The organism is Flavobacterium pisciphilum (assembly GCF_020905345.1).
Classification (GTDB): Bacteria; Bacteroidota; Bacteroidia; order Flavobacteriales; family Flavobacteriaceae; genus Flavobacterium; species Flavobacterium pisciphilum.
Genome location: NZ_JAJJMO010000001.1, coordinates 3,445,568 through 3,463,777, shown reverse-complemented (window position 1 = coordinate 3,463,777; position 18,210 = coordinate 3,445,568). Strand labels below are relative to the sequence as shown.

General features: G+C 31.9%; 13 protein-coding genes. All 13 read right to left on the bottom strand.

Features of this window, described 5'->3' with window-relative positions:
• Window positions 1-1,992, bottom strand: a complete 1,992-nt coding sequence (locus tag LNQ49_RS14735; RefSeq protein ID WP_229989776.1) for a DUF3858 domain-containing protein — start codon at window positions 1,990-1,992, stop codon at window positions 1-3.
• A gap of 1 nt (window position 1,993) precedes the next feature.
• Window positions 1,994-4,006, bottom strand: coding sequence for a DUF3858 domain-containing protein (locus tag LNQ49_RS14730; protein WP_229989775.1), 2,013 nt, complete (start codon window positions 4,004-4,006; stop codon window positions 1,994-1,996).
• A gap of 4 nt (window positions 4,007-4,010) precedes the next feature.
• The gene (locus tag LNQ49_RS14725) at window positions 4,011-5,918 is read right to left on the bottom strand and encodes a DUF3857 domain-containing protein (protein WP_229989773.1); all 1,908 of its coding nucleotides are present in this window, start codon (window positions 5,916-5,918) and stop codon (window positions 4,011-4,013) included.
• Between the two features lie 65 nt (window positions 5,919-5,983).
• Complete coding sequence (dtd, locus tag LNQ49_RS14720) at window positions 5,984-6,436, bottom strand: D-aminoacyl-tRNA deacylase (RefSeq protein ID WP_229989771.1); 453 nt, start codon at window positions 6,434-6,436, stop codon at window positions 5,984-5,986.
• A gap of 26 nt (window positions 6,437-6,462) precedes the next feature.
• Window positions 6,463-7,440 (bottom strand): ribosome small subunit-dependent GTPase A, encoded by a 978-nt coding sequence (gene rsgA / locus LNQ49_RS14715; RefSeq protein ID WP_229989769.1) that lies wholly within the window; start codon window positions 7,438-7,440, stop codon window positions 6,463-6,465.
• 206 nt (window positions 7,441-7,646) lie between these two features.
• Window positions 7,647-8,729, bottom strand: a complete 1,083-nt coding sequence (locus LNQ49_RS14710) for a bifunctional 3-deoxy-7-phosphoheptulonate synthase/chorismate mutase type II (RefSeq protein WP_229989768.1) — start codon at window positions 8,727-8,729, stop codon at window positions 7,647-7,649.
• A 13-nt stretch (window positions 8,730-8,742) separates the two neighbouring features.
• Window positions 8,743-9,600, bottom strand: coding sequence for a prephenate dehydrogenase (locus LNQ49_RS14705; RefSeq protein ID WP_229989766.1), 858 nt, complete (start codon window positions 9,598-9,600; stop codon window positions 8,743-8,745).
• Between the two features lie 123 nt (window positions 9,601-9,723).
• Window positions 9,724-10,869 (bottom strand): pyridoxal phosphate-dependent aminotransferase, encoded by a 1,146-nt coding sequence (locus LNQ49_RS14700; protein WP_229989765.1) that lies wholly within the window; start codon window positions 10,867-10,869, stop codon window positions 9,724-9,726.
• A gap of 97 nt (window positions 10,870-10,966) precedes the next feature.
• Complete coding sequence (locus LNQ49_RS14695) at window positions 10,967-11,794, bottom strand: prephenate dehydratase (protein WP_229989764.1); 828 nt, start codon at window positions 11,792-11,794, stop codon at window positions 10,967-10,969.
• Between the two features lie 454 nt (window positions 11,795-12,248).
• A complete protein-coding gene (locus LNQ49_RS14690) occupies window positions 12,249-13,418 on the bottom strand; it encodes a DUF1501 domain-containing protein (RefSeq protein ID WP_229989763.1) in 1,170 nt (389 codons plus the stop codon).
• Window positions 13,419-13,430: 12 nt separating this feature from the next.
• Window positions 13,431-14,828 carry a DUF1800 domain-containing protein gene (locus LNQ49_RS14685; RefSeq protein WP_229989762.1) on the bottom strand — a complete coding sequence of 466 codons (1,398 nt, stop codon included), beginning with the start codon at window positions 14,826-14,828 and terminating at the stop codon, window positions 13,431-13,433.
• A gap of 270 nt (window positions 14,829-15,098) precedes the next feature.
• Window positions 15,099-15,479 carry a hypothetical protein gene (locus tag LNQ49_RS14680; protein WP_229989761.1) on the bottom strand — a complete coding sequence of 127 codons (381 nt, stop codon included), beginning with the start codon at window positions 15,477-15,479 and terminating at the stop codon, window positions 15,099-15,101.
• A gap of 304 nt (window positions 15,480-15,783) precedes the next feature.
• The gene (locus LNQ49_RS14675) at window positions 15,784-18,198 is read right to left on the bottom strand and encodes a ribonucleoside-diphosphate reductase subunit alpha (protein WP_229989760.1); all 2,415 of its coding nucleotides are present in this window, start codon (window positions 18,196-18,198) and stop codon (window positions 15,784-15,786) included.
• Window positions 18,199-18,210 lie beyond the last annotated feature (12 nt).

The window sequence follows — 18,210 nt, the reverse complement described above, 5'->3', positions numbered from 1 at the left end:
TTATATTCTTTTTAAAACTATTTTTTCATTTTGACTAGTAGTTATTTTTTGAAAAAAAGCTTTTAATCCGCTATATTTCTCAGCAGCAAAAATACTATTGTTAATTTCTTTTAAACTACTTATTTTAATTTTGTTTCCTTCACTTGATATATTTAAAAGATAAACTATTTCTTTATTCTCTAACGAAATTCGAATAGGAATTGGCAATGATTCAACTACATAACCTTCGGGGATTTCTATATTTAAATTAATTTTTTCTTGAGTTGGATATCCAAAATAAATGGGCATTTGCCTTACTTCCTGATTAAAAGGATTTTTGGATCTTGTAAAAAACAACAAAGGTTCTATAAAAATCTTTCCTCCAATAATATCTACTTGATTGTCTGAAACCAATGAGAATGTTTCTATTACAGGATCTTGAAAATTTGTTTTCTTATTCTCAATCGTATAATCTGAAATTCTCAAATCACCCAATCGGCCTTCCAATTTTTCGAGATAATTTTCCTGATTACTATTGGCATTTTCAACTCTAAAACGATATGCTTCATAATCGGTTCTTTGAATTCTAATTTTACCTTCTATTTTACCAAGATTATCAACTTTAACCATCAAATTTGTAAGCACTCCTGATTTTGTTGTCGGCATTAAATTAACCTCATTTGAAGTTCCATCATCTTTAATCAACCTTCCTTCCCAATTGAGAACATTTAAAGGCAAAACACCAGGATAAGTAAATTTATGAGCTGCATCTAAAAATATTTGTTTCCCATCAATCTGAGCAGCAGCTATTACATAATTAAAACCTATTCTTGTGGGATAAACTGGTACTCCGTTTTCTATTGTACTTACTAAAACAGGGCTTACATCAATACCAGCCAATTTGAGCATATTAATTAAAATAAAGTTGATCTCGGCTATATTTCCTGTTTGATCCGCATAAGCCTTTATCACACCTTTATCAGTGTAACAATCCCTAACTTCGTTCCAATTCATTTTGTTCTGAACAAATTTAAAGATGATATTCAACCTCTCCTCTAGAGACTCAACATTAGTTAGTAGTTTTTTGACATCTTCTAAAAGAAAACTATTTTCTTTTAATTCTTTCCCAAACTTCTCATTTTTAAAAATACTCGTCGCTACACCTTCCCATGTCATTGCATAATCTTTTACAGGCTGATCTGGATAACGAACCCTTTCTAATTCATGCTGAATAGAACCTTTATAATTCTCAATATTATCTACATAAGGTTCTTGTGTTAAAGCTGGAATATCGTTTCCTCTGTAAAAAGCACTAATTTGATTATACGAAATTAAAGTTGTTTTACTATAATCATCATCAAATGACTGCCTTACATTAGTTAATTTTGAATCTGTTTCAATTTTATGTCCACCAGTCAAAATTGCCTTATAAATATAGTATTCTGGAATATCTGTCTTATATTCAAAATAGTTTACAGGAATATCATATTGATAATCAAAATCTGGTAATTTTACAATATTTTCAGATTTAAGAATATACTTGTACTCAATAATAGAGCCCACTTTTACATTTGGTAGTGTTATTATTTTTTCACTCCAATATTTATTTACTTTCTTCTTAAATGTGCCTTGATTGTCCAATTTGTTTTTTACAATAGATCCATTTTCTAAATTATACGTTACCGCATTAGAAAACTCTAATCTATCCTCATTCAAATTTTCATAGCCAATATAAAAACGCACTTTTTGATCAGCCCATCTTAGTCCCTCTTTTTTATAAATTTTAATTTTAAATTCATAAACATGATTGGCAAAAAACCCCTTGTCTTTAGTAAAAGTATAAAATGTTCTTCCTTTTTTAAACAAAATTGCAGCTGGAGCTGTTGTATCTTTTGGATTTACTTTCTCTTTTAATTCTGCAACAGTAACTTTCCCTAAATCATAACTTTGAGCATTGATTATTGAAATTTTAAAAAATAAAAAAACAACCATTACTAAACTCCAAAACCTCATATTATATTCTTTTTAAAACTATTTTTTCATTCATTTTCGCAATCATCCCTTTGTAATATTCCTGTAACATCGAATAATGTCCTACTGGTATAATCGCTGCATCTATCTGATGTGTTATAACCAATTGTAATGTGTTTTGACTAGCAGCTACTATGAATTTAAACATCCCTAAATTATCTTCCATAGCTATTGCTATTGGTTCAGGAAGCGACTCTACCGTGTATCCGTCGGGAATTTGAATTGTTATACTATATTTATCCGATGAAGGAAAACCATAATCTACTGGATACTCTCTCTCTTCTTGTTTAAATGGGTTTTCTTTTTCTGTGTAAAACAACATTGGGTTTATATAGATTTTCTCTCCAATGACTTCACAAAGATTAGAACCTGTAAATGAAAAAGTCTCAACTGTAGGCAACTCTAATTCTTTCTCATTGGTTCGTTTATATTCACTTATTTCAATCTTATCATTATCGTTTTCTAACTTTTCTAAATAAGAATCTTCTTTAACATTATCAACTTTATTCCTAAAAACCATTGCATTATAATCGGTGTATTGCCTTCTAATTTTCCCTGATAATTTCCCATCTGGATCAATGCTATAGCTCATAAAAACAACATCATTTGAAGGTTTTTTAGGCATTAAATCAACTTCTTCTGAAGTACCGTCTTTACGAATTAACCTACCCATCCAGTTTAAAGCTCTAAAAGGCAAAATATTTGGAATAGAAAATTTGTCCGATGCATCTAATAAAATGTTACCATCAGCAGTTTCAACTGCAACAATTACATAATTAAAAGCATTTCTGTTAGGAAATAATGAAATTCCGTTAGAACGTGTACTTACCAAAACTGGATTAGCTATTATACCATCATATCGAAGCATCGCAGTAAGCATTAAATTAATATCAGCGGTATTTCCTGTCTTTTCTTTATATGCCTTTTTAACTCCATTATCACAACTGTACCCATGATAATCATTCCATTTCACACTATTTTTGACATGATTAAAAATTGCTGAAATTCTTTCCTCAGAAGTCTTTTTCCCTTCTAATAGCACTTTTAAATCATTTTCAAAATAACCTGTCTTGTTTAATTCTGGTCCAAAATCAGTATAATTATAAATCGTTTTAACAACAGAATTCCAATCTGTAGAAAAAGGTTTAATTGGTCGATTAGGAAACTTTATCATTGCCAATTCATGCTGAACACTCGAGGTATAATTATCTATATTGTTTACATACGCTTCTTCCTTCATTGCGGGTAAGTTCACTCCCGTATAGGTTGTCTGTGTTTCAAAGTAATCAAATTTATCTGATGTACGTGGACCAATATAAGCTCCTCCATCAGAACGATTTTTAGATGTAAAAACTACAGATTTACTTACCTTTTCAGATACTACTTTAGGAAAAACATATCCCTTTTGTCTAGAATTAAACACATAAAACTCTGGCACAAAAGTTTTAAATTCAGAAAAATTAACTGGTATACTGCTCTGAAAATCCCATTCTCTAATCATTCCATCGCTTGAACTTCTTATTGTATATTTAAACTCTATAACCGATCCTTCTTTTACATTAGGCATTGTTATTTTTTTTTGATTGCGATATTTATTAATATTCTCATCGAATATTCCATCACTTTTAAGCTTCACTTTCTCAATTTTACCACCTACTAAATTATAAGTCACAGCGTCACTAATAAACACTTTCTCTGACAAACCCGAATAACTATAATACCAAACAGCCTGATTAGCCCAATTGTAACCTTCTTTTTTATAAATTTTTATCCTAGTTTCAACCTCTGTCGATGTAACAAAACCATCATTGGGATCAAATTCAATTCTTATATACCCTTTTTTATACAAAATAGCAGCTGGTGCAGCTGAATCTTTGGGATGTACTTTTTCTGTTAGCTCATCAATAGATACTTTTCCTAATTTAAATTCCTGTGCAGTAATTTTTGAGGCAATTAACAACACTAATAATAAACTAAAATATTTAATAGATTTCATTGGTTTAATTCTTGGTTAATATAATTTTGGCGTTATCATTTCTTGAAACCTGTTCCATAAAAAGACGGTATTCGTCATATTCTTTACTAGAATATTTCCCATTATTAAGAAGCATTTTTCTTTTGTATGTTAGTTTATTATTTTCTATTTTAATGATTTCTGTTTTATATTCTCCAAACTTTCCTTTTAATTCAAAATTTGAAGGCAAAAATTCAATAGTAAAACCTACTGGTAAATTAATCTCAATTTCATCAGTATCTAAATAGCCACGTTGCATCTGAAATGGATTTTTTCGATTTCTAATACGATTAACACTTCCTCTATATTGATTGAAAGCATTGATTGCAAATATCATTTTATTATTAGAAATCACTCCATAATTTATTGCGCTTACTTGGATACCTTCCGTAAAACGAATATTTTCTTTATCATTGGTTAAGTTTATTTTCACTAATTTAAGATTATTGATATTGTTCCAATATGCTTTATAGTGTGCTTCTTTCTCTGTCGGTTGTAAAGGCTCAACTCTAGCTTTTGAGCTATATTGAGAACCTTCTGAAGTAATCGATATGGAACCTGAAAAATTACCATCTTCATCAATAGTATAAACTCCTTTATCTACTTGAAAATTCCCTTTATCTTCATAAATATTAGTTCTAACAATTACTCCACCTTCTGGCTTAACTACCAAGACATTTCTATCATCTGTAAAAGTTCCTTGATATCCAAAAGGATCGTCTTGACTTGTACATTCAAGCCAAATATATTTATCCCCATTAGGAATTGATAATATCATATGATTTCCTTGCATAGAAACAAAGTCTGAATCTATATCCATTTTATAAGAGTTCCCATATAAAATCGTGTTGTAAGAAGGGACATCAACCACGTCTAAAAGCGCTTTTGTATAATTTGTTAATGCTTTACAGTCTCCATAACCTAAACGATCTACGTCATTAGCAAACATTGGCTTCCATCCACCAATACCGATGGCTATATTTACATATCTTGATTTTTTTTGCACATAGTCATAAACTATTTTTGCTTTTTTCACAGGATCTTTTTCGTTACCTACCAATTCTTTTATTTTAATTTTAGTTTCATTAGGCAAAACTGTAGTACCCAATAAAATTTTATCGGCGTACCATTTCCCGAAGGCCTCCCATGTGGTTGCATTTCCATCTACTCCCTCGAGATGGAAACTTTCCAACCCCATCATAACAAAAGGAAAAACATCACTAAATATAGGGCTGTAATCTTCATTTTTTTGAGCTATTATATTAGTAGCTATATAAGAAATCTGAGTATTAGTATCCGTAGTTTTTTTTATATCAAATCCTGACAAACGAAATTCTTTTTTCTTGAATCCTAGGTCATTCGGATAAGTTACATTCAAGATACTTTTTTCTACACTTGTGTAATAATTATCAATAGGGAACCACTTAGGGATAAAAGCAGTTGTAGAAGTTTCAACTTCACTTTCGTATACTAAAGTAAAAGGATATTGAATAGGTGTATAATCTAAATAAATATAACGACTTTCAGAAAAAAATGTACCTCCACTGATAACACTTTCATCTCTGAAATCCTTACGCTTTATCTTCTTTAACTCTTTGCCTTGTAAATCATATACAATAGCCTCTATACTTTTAACAGTTGTAGATTTATCATAATATTCAACGGCATCAATAGCATTTAAACCTTTTTTATTAAATACAGTTATAATTCTTGTATGCTTCCTTTTCATACTTCTCTGAGAAGCAATCACAATATCTATTTGATTTAAACGAATAACTGCATTAGCATTTTCTTTAAGGCTATCAGCAATAGGACCTATTAAATAGTCGTTTTTTTGAGCGGAAGAAAGAAGTGTAAAGAAGAAGAAAAATAATACGCAACAAGGGTTTTTCATTAGTAAGTATTTTCTCCAAATATATATATTATTTCGAGAGTTACTTAACAAAAAATTAATACTTTTTATTCCCTATTTTTACTATCCATCGTTATTGTTACGGGGCCATCATTTAATAGACTGATTTTCATATCTGCACCAAAGATTCCAGTCTGGATTTTATTTCCAAATTCTCTCTCCAGAGTAGCTACAAAATTCTCATACATTGGGGTTGCAGTATCTGGTTTTGAAGCTTTTAGGTATGAAGGGCGATTTCCTTTTTTGGTAGAAGCATGGAGTGTAAACTGACTAACCACAATCATCTCACCATCTACATCTTGAACTGAGCAGTTCATGACATCATTTTCGTCGTTAAAAATTCTAATTTTGATTATTTTCCCAACTAGCCAATCAATGTCTTCCTGATTGTCGGCATCTTCAATCCCTACAAAAACAAGTAATCCTTTTTGAATATCAGCTACTTTATTATTATCAACGACTACCGAAGCAGAAGAAACTCTTTGAAGAACAACTCTCAAAATTATTGCAAATTATGAATTAATACTTATTTCCTTGTTTCATCGCTGGCAGCGCGATCCTCATTATGAATATCTGTACGGTAATGCTCATCATCACCTTCTAAGATTTTAAGATAACTATTATAACGTGACCAAGCAATTTCATCTCTTTCCAGAGCTGCTTTTATAGCACAATGAGGTTCGTCTTTATGCAAACAGTTATTGAATTTACATTGATCTTTTAATTTAAAGAATTCAGGAAAATAACCACTAACTTCTTCTTTCTCCATATCAACAATACCAAAACCTTTAATCCCTGGTGTATCAATAATACGTGCACCAAAAGACAAATCAAACATTTCAGCAAATGTTGTTGTATGTTGCCCTTGTTTACTCGCAGTCGAAATCATTTTGGTTTTAAGATGCAAGCTAGGTTCCATCGCATTTACAAGAGTCGATTTACCCACTCCAGAATGTCCTGAGAACATCGTTACCTTACCAATCATCATTCCTTTTAATTCCTCAACACCTTTTCCTTCTGTCGATGAAATACGCAAGCATTTATATCCTATTTCCTGATATACGTGTTGCATATACAATTGCTCATCAAGCGTGGCTTCATCAAAAGTATCAATTTTATTAAAAATCAATATTGTCTCAATACCATAGGCTTCGGCAGTAACCAAAAAGCGATCAATAAAATTAAATGTTGTTGGTGGATTATTGATTGTTACTAATAAAAATACACAATCAATATTAGATGCAATAATATGCATCTGATGAGATAAATTCACTGATTTCCGAACGATATAGTTCTTTCTTTCGTGAATATGATGAATTGTACCTGTTACAGTATCTGAACTTTCTTCGAGCTCATAATCCACAACATCGCCTACAGCTATAGGATTGGTACTCTTAATACCTTTCATCCTAAACTTTCCTTTCATTCTACACTCTATAAAATCACCACTTTCGGATTTTACGGTGTACCAACTCCCTGTAGATTTGTAAACGGTTCCTGTCATAGTGCAAAGATAAAATTTTGTTTCAGCTTTAAAGTTTAAAACTTCAAAGTTTTTGATACTTGCTTCAAATTAAAAAATCCCCATAAGCTCTAAAAACCTATGGGGATTCATTTTCTGAGAATTATTAACCACAAAAGCAATGCAGAATATTTAAAAAATCACGTACTATTCCTTATACACTTCTACATCACTGATGTGTTAAAAAACTATGCGTTAAGGATTCTCTCTTGGTGACTAATACTTTCTTGGTGAATTGCTTTGAACATTTTAAGTACAAATTCTTCAGACAATCCTTTTTTCTCTCCTTCAAGAATCATTTTTCCTAAAATTTCATTCCAACGATTGTTTTGAAGAATAGCAACGTTTGCATCTTTTTTCACCTGACCAATTTCGTCAGCTACTTTCATACGTTTTCCTAACAAGTCTAATAAATTAGCATCTAAAACATCGATATTAGCTCTTAATTTTGACATTTTTTGGCTGTATTCATCTGTTTTATCATCTGTTTTTCTTACTCTCAAATCTTTGAAAATTTGCTTCAAAGCATCTGGAGTAACTTGTTGTGCAGCATCACTCCAAGCATTATCTGGATCAGTATGAGTTTCGATAATCATACCATCATAATTTAAATCTAACGCTTCTTGAGTTACTTCAAGAATCATTTTACGATCTCCTGTAATATGAGATGGATCAATGATTAATGGTAAATCAGGGAATTTATTTTGTAATTCGATAGCAATCTGCCATTCTGGAATATTTCTGTATTTTGTTTTTTCGTAAGTAGAAAATCCTCTGTGTATTACACCTAGTTTTTCGATTCCTGCCATATGCAAACGCTCAACACCACCTAACCACAAAGATAAATCTGGATTCACAGGATTTTTAATCAAAACTATTTTATCTGTTCCTTTAAGAGTATCAGCAATTTCTTGAACTGCAAATGGATTTGCTGTCGTACGAGCACCAACCCATAAAACATCAATATCATGCTCTAAAGCAAGCTTACAATGTGCTGCAGTTGCAACTTCAGTTCCCATTAATAAACCAGTTTCAGCTTTTGCTTTCTGTAACCATTTCAAACCAATTTCTCCTACACCTTCAAATCCTCCTGGACGTGTTCTTGGTTTCCAGATTCCAGCTCTAAAAATACTTACATCTGAATCTTTTAATTCATGTGCAATTTTTAACACTTGATCTTCAGTTTCAGCACTACAAGGTCCTGCTATTACTAATGGGTGATCCAATTTGAATGCATCTAACCAGTTTCTCATTTCTTTCTTATTTTCCATCTTTTCTTTAGTTTTATTTTTTTATTGTAATTCCGTTTAATATTTCTTTTATTTTATTTACACTTTCCATTTCCTCATAAATGGCATTGTAGTCATCTGCAACCAGCAAATCTTTAAACTGGGTAAGATTTGATATATATTCTTCTAAGGTTTCGATTACCTGTTTTTTATTTTGTTTAAAAATAGGTGTCCACATTGCTGGTGAACTTTTGGCCAAACGAACAGTGCTTTCAAATCCACTTCCCGCCATATCAAAAATATCTTGTTCGTCTTTCTCCTTATTGATAACCGTTTTTCCAAGCATAAACGAACTTATGTGTGACAAATGCGATACATAAGCAATATGTTTATCATGCGATGTTGGATCCATGTATCGTATACGCATTCCTATAGCTGTAAAAAGCTGCAAGGCTTTTTCTTGCAATTTAAAAGTGGTTTTTTCCACCTCGCAAATAATATTCGTTTTCCCTTTAAAAAGCCCTTTTATCGCTGCCGACGGTCCAGAGAACTCTGTTCCTGCAATCGGATGCGTTGCAATAAAGTTTCTTCTTTTTGGATGATTGGCTACAGCTTCACAAATAGGTTTTTTAGTCGATCCAACTTCAAAAACTATTGTATTTTCACCTATTACATCCAGAACCTTAGGTAAAACGGTAAGCGCAACATCTACAGGAACCGAAACAATTACAAAATCAGCATTTCCTAAATCATCAAAAGTTGACGCTTTATCAATAACTCCTAATGCGATTGCTTCTTGCAAATGTGCCTCGTTATTATCAATTCCGTAAATAGTAGCATTTGGATATAATTCTTTGATATCTAAAACCATTGAACCTCCTATTAACCCTATTCCTATTACGTGTATATTCATTTTTTATTTTTATTTGAAGCTAATCCTGCTGTCCAACTCTATCTTTTTCTTGCTAAAGAAGCTAGAAAAAGGATGTCGCTTCCATCAGGGCTATACTTTTTCGTTTTGCAACAACTATTAGATTTAAAATCGGTCAATTGCTTCTTGTACTTTTTCTTCTTTCACACACAATGAGAATCTAATATACCCTTCACCATTGCTTCCGAATATTGTTCCTGGTGTGATAAAAATATGTTTCTCGTATAATATTTCGTCGATGAACTTTTCTGATGATTCGATTCCTTCTGGTAATTTTGCCCAAACAAAAAGTCCAACTCCTGCTGCATAAACTTTACAACCCAATTTTTCTGCTAGTTTCTCAGTTAATTCTCTACGGCGTCTGTAAATTTTGTTCTGATCTTCAAACCATGATTTATCACAATTTAAAGCTGCAACCGCTCCTTTCTGGATTCCGTAAAACATACCACTATCCATATTACTTTTCACTTTCAGAACAGCATCAATAGTAGCAGCATTTCCTAAAATCATTCCAACTCTCCATCCTGCCATATTAAAGGTCTTACTCAATGAATTAAGTTCTAACGCTACATCCTTTGCTCCCTCTACCTGCAACAAACTCATTGGTTTGTCATTCAAAACAAAACTATACGGATTATCATTAATTAATAAAATGTTATGTTTTTTTGCAAAAGCAACCAATTTTTCAAATAACTCTAAGCTTCCTCTTGCCCCCGTAGGCATGTGAGGATAACCCAACCACATAATCTTTACTTTCGAAAGGTCTAATTTTTCTAAAGCCTCAAAATCTGGCTCCCAATTAGTGTTCTCTTTCAAATCATAATAAACTGGAACTGCTCCCACCAAATTAGTTACTGAAGTATACGTTGGATACCCTGGATTCGGAATTAAAACATGGTCACCTTCATTTAAAAATGCCAATGAAATATGCATAATTCCTTCTTTTGACCCCATCAATGGCAAAATCTCATTAATAGGATTTAGAACAACACCATAATTATTCTGATAAAAATCGGCCATTCCTTTTCTCAATTCTGGCAATCCTTGATAACTCTGATATTGATGCGCATTCTCATCTTGCATTGCCGAAACTACTGCTTCGATAACTGCTTTAGAAGGATTTAAATCTGGACTTCCAATTCCCATATTGATAATTGGTTTGCCTTCTGATTGTAGCTGTCTTACTTCTCTCAATTTTGAAGAAAAGTAGTATTCCTCTACGACATCTAATCTTTTTGCTGTTGTAATCATGGTTCTATTTTATATTTTATCAGCTTTAGCCTTTAGGCCTTAAACTTTATGCTATCCTTTTTAACTGTTGTCCTTTTACTAGTAACTTCAAACTTTCTTAAGGTTTTGTGTTTTTATATTCACCTAAGACTTTAAAGTATTCAGCCATAATTTCTATTAGTGATTTAGCCTTTGCATAATCTTCATAATCTTCAAAAGTTACATCTACGAAAAACGAATATTTCCAAGGTGTCTCTATTTTTGGCAACGATTGAATTTTTGTTAAATTCAATTTACAATCGCTCATTACGTTCAAAACTGCTGCTAAACTTCCTCGTTTATGATTTAATTCGAATTTAATCGACGCTCTGTTTATTTCTTTAACTGGCAAAAAAGAGTTCTCTTTCTTGATAATCACAAAACGAGTCATGTTATTTTTAATCGTCTGAATTTCTGGCGCCAGAATTTCCAAATCATACATAACCGAAGCCGTTTTACTTGCAATTGCTGCAATCCCAGTCAATTGTTTTTCCTGAATTCTTCTAGCAGTTTCAGCAGTATCTTTATCTTCTACCAATTTAACATTTGGATACTTTTTCAAGAAATCCATACATTGTAACAATGCCATTGGATGCGAATGAACCTCTGTAATATCCTCCATTTTCTGACCTTTTAGTGCCATTAAATTCTGATGAATACTTAAATAATGCTCTCCAATTATGTGTAAATTATTCTTATCTATCAAAGCATAATTAGGGATAATTGGCCCTGCAATTGAATTTTCGATAGCCATTACAGCCTGATCCGATTTTCCAGAAAGAACACTATCAATTAATTCTTCAAATGATAAACATTCGTCAATATCCACGTTCCCAGAGAAATACTCATTCACTACCTGATGATGAAATGAGCCTTTAATACCTTGTATTGCAATTTTTGTTGTCATATACTCAAAAAAAAATCCTGATAGATATCAGGATTGTATATTAGTTTTATTTGTCTTTAAAATTTTCTCAAATAACCATAGCACAATCCTTACTTCTACTAAAGAAGAAATAATAAGTGTTGCTAAAATAAAAACGGTTATGTGACATTTCTGTTTGTGTTTTTCAATAAATTCTTTGCGAATGTATACATTATTTTTACTGCACCAAAAAAAAAAAGAAATTTTATGAAACAAAAAGGGATTTCTTAACAAATTTGATTTTTTTTGTATGATATCTAAAAAAATAAAGCCAAAAATGAGATATAGCTAATTGGTTTTTTCATAAGTTGCTGAGATTCTGAGTCGATGAGACTCAAAGATTTTCTATTTTTCAGTCATTCTTTAAAAATCTGCATCCTTAGTTTGCCATTTCGAAGAAGAAGAAATGATACTAGAAGCTCGATAAACATCAAAATCAAGAAAACAATCCTGCAACTGGTTTATTATTTATTCCTATTTTAGAATAATCGAAATCCATTTTTTGCTGTAATAAGGATGCATAAACACTTCTGAAATCAATTTCATATTTTAAATCGCCATTATCAAGATTAGACAAATCTGGATTCTTTCCTAAAATAGTACCTTTATTACTTCCCCCAATAATAAACATTGGTGCCGCAGTTCCATGATCCGTACCATTTCCATTGTCTTTTACTCTTCTTCCAAATTCTGAGAAAACAACAACAGTAACATTTTGAAGCATTTTAGCTTGTTTCAAATCCTGATAAAAACTAAAAATAGCATCGTTTAATTCTGTTAATTTTCGTTCGTGAATTGCCAACTGATTATCATGCGTGTCAAAACCTCCAAGAGAAGTATAATACACTTTAGAATTTAAATTTCCTTTTATCAATCTTGCAATCCACTCTAGGTTTTTAGATAATCCAGTTTTTGGATAACTAATTTCGTTTTTTGATCTAACCAATGCTTTCTGAATTTCATCGGAACCCTCTGTAACTGAATTAGCAATTTTACGAACAAAATCCAATTGAGGATTATTAGACAATATTACATTCTCTTCCTTGTCTGATTTCACTTTAAATCGATTGGGATCTTTTACTGTTATCGAATTAGGTTCAATTCCTTTTAAAGCCAAATTATCAATAGAGTCTAAATTTATCCCTGCTGTTGGATTATGCTCTTTACATTGCAAGTCTAAATAGCGCCCAAGCCAACCTTCGTTTATGTATTTATTAGAATCTGTAGCCGTTTGCCAAATTTCTTGAGAACGAAAATGAGAGCGAACTGGCTCTGGATAACCTACATTCTGAATTACTGTTAAATCGCCATTCTGTTGCATTTGAGCAAAATCTTTTAACGATGGATGAAATGCCATCCCTTTATTTTTACTCACGACTACATCTTTATTCAAAGCAATTTTAGTCCTATAATCATAATACAATGGATTCTCATATGGAATAAAAGTATTCAATCCGTCATTCCCTCCATTAAGCTGAACAAATACAACGCATTGTTCTCCAATCATCAAATTACTTTGCGTACCATAGGCATGCAAAAAATCAGGAAGTAAAAGCATTCCACCAGTAAATGTCCCTGTTATCGATATAAAATTCCTTCTGTTCATAGCTTTAGACTTCTAGATTAATTGGTATTCTGGCAATTTTGAGATGTAATTAAACAATCGAATCACAGCAAAATTGGCATGGGAGTCTTTCGGATCAAAATCATATTTCAGTAAATTTTCCATATCCTTCTGTGATGATTCTGTTACAGTAAATAACAATCTATTTGACAATTCAGTAATGATTGTTTTATTACTTCCATTAGAATCAAAATCAATCTTTACATCAATTTTATCGAGTTCTAGTTTTGGCTTCCCTGCTTCATCTCCCATTGTGTCCAAAACTTTTCTTGAAATATTCCGACCATTACAAAGCAAATCTGACGTATTATTTCGTTGCAAGTATATCTGTGAGGTCAACCATGAGTTTCCGCCATCCCATCCTTTTACATTTACTTGATTATACAGATCCATTCCTTGCTGCCTCAGAAAATAAGCAATTAATGCATTATCAAAATCTTCAATTTCTAGTTCATCAATAAGCTGAAGCAGATATACTAAAGGGTTTTTAATCTTTGTTCCCACATTATCTTTAGCGTATTCTTCTATAAAAATTTTAGTAAGCAGAGGTTCTATTTCAAAGTTCTTCTTTCGAAAATAATCGCCATAATAAGTCACCAATTCTTCTGATGGATTATCATAAACAAACCATTTCAGAATTTTTCGGGTTATTAAGTAGGGAATGTTTTTTTGCTCAAAAATAATATCAACTAAATCATCGGCTTTCCAATTTCCCGTTTTACCAAAATAAGTTTTATCAGTATTGTCTTCAGCAAATTTTCTATAAACAGCGTTATCATCACCGTAATTCAATCCTGCCAAAGCTCGCGCACCGTTTTTAATGTCACTCTCAGAATAATTCCCTATTCCTATTGTAAATAACTCCAGTAATTCCCGACTTAGGTTTTCGTTAATTTTATCTTTCTTATTGTCGACATTATCTAAGTATTTGACAATTGCATTCGACTTTATTATTTTCTTGATCAGGTCTTTGAAATTACCAAAAGCATTTTCACGCAAAATCATGTTGTGCTGATAAATCCAGTAGTTGACTTTTACTTTTTGTGAGGTTGCAACAAAATGATTGTGCCAAAAACAAACCATATTCTCCAGCAACGGAAATTCATCATTCCGCATTTTATCAATCCACCATCTTCGCAGTTCAATTGCTGAATAAATCTCTTTTTTTAGGATTTTCTTTTTAGCTTCTGTATCTGCGTTTTTTATAGATTGTTTTAGTTCCTTAAGCTCTAGGAGTGTTTTAGGATCATCATCTAAAAAAGCTGGAAGCTGCTTATCAACCTTTAAGCTATACGATTTCTTTAGGAATTTTTCTAATCCTAACTTTTCGATTTCACTAGCTTCTTTCCCTGAGAAACCTAATCGTAACGACCAAAGATTGCTTTTTTTCATAACAACTGGAATTATATTGAAATAAGACTTTTGTTTTTTTAAAAGGTTTAATTAGGCAAGATTCTAAGATTCTTAGTTGCAAAGGCTCTAAGTTTTCCATAGTGAATCGTACAGAATAGTTTAAACGAGAATTGGTTTTAAAATATTGTTATTTACAGAAAGGAAAATAACATTCAGCTTGTTTGTCATTTCGAGCGAAGCAGAGAAATCACACTAGAAACTCGACAATCAAAATCATCAACCTTTACGGAATTTAATCACAGAGATTCTTCAGTATTTTATTTTTCTCCAATATTTATCTGATCTTTCAGTTCCTTCAATTAAGAAAACCATTTTCTTATCACCAATTACAATGAACTTTCTAGATTTTTTATCATTGTTATCATGAAGTTCTAAAGTATCACCTGACGTTTTCCACATACCAATTTCTTTATTAGAACTATTTAAAATGCTTTTTCTTGCCATTTTCCGTGAATTGTATTTTTGCCATAAAAGACTGTAACTATAATCTTCGTGCAATCTTAACACACCAACTTCATAAGAATAGCCAACCGTAGGATAAGAATCATAAGACATTCTATAAATAATATCTTTTTTCTGAGCAGAAACAATACTCATCTTAAGAAGGAGAATAAATACAATTTTCTTCATTGCAAACTATTTTTTATATCGTTGAAATTTTTTCTAATTATAAGCTTCATTTGCAACTAAACTAAATAAAAAAGACTGATGTTAAACATCAGTCTTTAAAATAATTTAAGATAATAGAACATATAAAATTGCAATGTCAATTATCGATATTTTAACTTCAAACTTCTTGAACTTAATATACATAAGCCATTTAGTTTTAGGTCGCCAAGATTACCCCAGCTAAATTTAATCCAAGACAGAATACTTTATTCAAAAGCGAGCGTTTCTGTCGTTAACTAATATACTCGAACTCGCTAAATGTTTTTTAAGATCCACACATTTCGCAATCATCTGGACCTGCTGCTTGTGCTTTTAATAGCATTGCTTTATAATCCTCTACGTTGATTGGCTCTACTTCTGGAGTTAAAACTGCAACCGGTGCTTTAGCTACTGGTGCAATTTCTTCTTTTTTATCGTTGTTTAATGTAAATTTAATTGCATCTACAGCCGATTTTGTTCTCAAGTAATACATTCCTGTTTTTAAACCTGATTGCCATGCATAAAAATGCATTGATGTAAGTTTAGAATAGTTTGCATCTTGCATAAACAAGTTTAATGATTGCGATTGGTCAATAAAATAACCTCTTTGACGCGACATATCTAAAATGTCTTTCATTGACATTTCCCAAACTGTTTTATACAATTCTTTAAGATCAACTGGAATTCCATCAATATTTTGAACTGATCCGTTATGACGCATAATTTCTTGCTTCAACGTTTCGTTCCACAATCCTCTTTCTACTAAATCATGAAGTAAATGTTTGTTTACCACGATGAATTCTCCCGAAAGGGTTCTTCTTGTATAGATATTTGATGTATATGGTTCAAAAGCTTCGTTGTTCCCTAAAATCTGAGAAGTAGATGCTGTAGGCATTGGTGCAACTAATAAAGAGTTACGAACACCGTGCTCTACAACTTCATTACGCAATGAAGCCCAGTCCCAACGTCCTGACAATTCTTCGTCTTTCATTCCCCACATATTGTATTGGAATTCTCCTTTTGACATCGGAGATCCTTCAAATGTAGAATATGGACCTTCAACTTTTGCCAATTCCATAGATGCAGTTACAGCAGCAAAGTATAAAGTTTCAAAAATCTCTTGATTTAATTGTTTTGCATCATCGCTTGTAAAAGGCATTCTTAACATGATAAAAGCATCAGCAAGCCCTTGAACTCCTAAACCAATTGGTCTATGACGAACATTAGAATTTTCTGCTTCTTTTACTGGATAGTAATTTCTATCAATTACTTTATTTAAGTTGAATGTTACACGTTTAGTAACATCAAATAATTTTTGGTGATTAAATTGTCCATTCTCAACAAACATTGGTAATGAAATCGAAGCCAAGTTACAAACCGCAACTTCATCTGGAGATGTGTACTCAATAATTTCAGTACATAAATTTGATGAACGGATTGTTCCTAAATTCTTTTGATTTGATTTACGGTTTGCTGCATCTTTATACAACATGTATGGAAGTCCAGTTTCTACTTGAGATTCAAGGATTTTTTCCCAAATTTCTCTTGCTTTAATTGTTTTTCTTCCTTTTCCAGCTGCTTCATAGCTTAAATACAAAGCGTCAAACTCTTCGCTGTGTACATCTGACAATCCTGGACACTCATTTGGACACATTAATGTCCAAGTTGTATCTTCTTGAACTCTCTTCATGAATAAATCTGGAATCCACATTCCAAGAAATAAATCACGTGTTCTCATTTCTTCCTTACCGTGGTTTTTTCTCAAATCTAGGAAATCAAAAATATCAGCATGCCAAGGCTCAATGTACATAGCAAAACTTCCTTTACGTTTTCCTCCTCCTTGATCTACATAACGAGCTGTCATGTCATACACACGAAGCATTGGAACAATTCCGTTAGAAGTTCCATTAGTTCCACTGATATAAGATCCAGTTGCTCTAACATTGTGTATTGCTAAACCAATACCTCCTGCAGATTGTGAAATTTTAGCTGTTTGTTTTAGCGTATCGTAAATTCCATCAATACTATCATCTTTCATTGTTAATAAGAAACAAGATGACATTTGTGGTTTTGGTGTTCCAGAATTAAACAATGTTGGTGTAGCGTGAGTAAAGAATTTTTTAGACATTAATTCATACGTTTCAATCGCAGACTCAATATCGTCTTTATGAATTCCTATAGAAACGCGCATCAACATATGTTGTGGTCTCTCAACAATTTTCCCATTTATTTTTAATAAATAAGAGCGTTCTAAAGTTTTAAATCCAAAATAATCGTAATTAAAATCACGGTTATAAATAATTGTTGAATCCAGAACCTGTGAGTTTTTCTTAATTACTTCGTAAACATCATCTGCTAACAAAGGTGCCTCTTTGCCTGTTCTTGGATTAACATAATTATACATATCTGACATTGTCTCAGAGAAAGATTTTGTCGTATTAGAATGTAAATTAGAAACAGCGATACGAGCAGCTAATTGTGCATAATCGGGGTGCGCAATTGTCATAGAAGCCGCAGTTTCGGCAGCAAGATTATCTAGTTCTGAAGTCGAAACTCCATCATACAATCCCTCAATAACACGCATGGCTACCTTAACAGGATCTACAAGTTCATTTAAGCCGTAACACAATTTTTTGATTCTGTCTGTAATCTTATCAAACATTACTGGCTCTTTACGTCCATCTCTCTTTATTACATACATAAGCTTACTTTT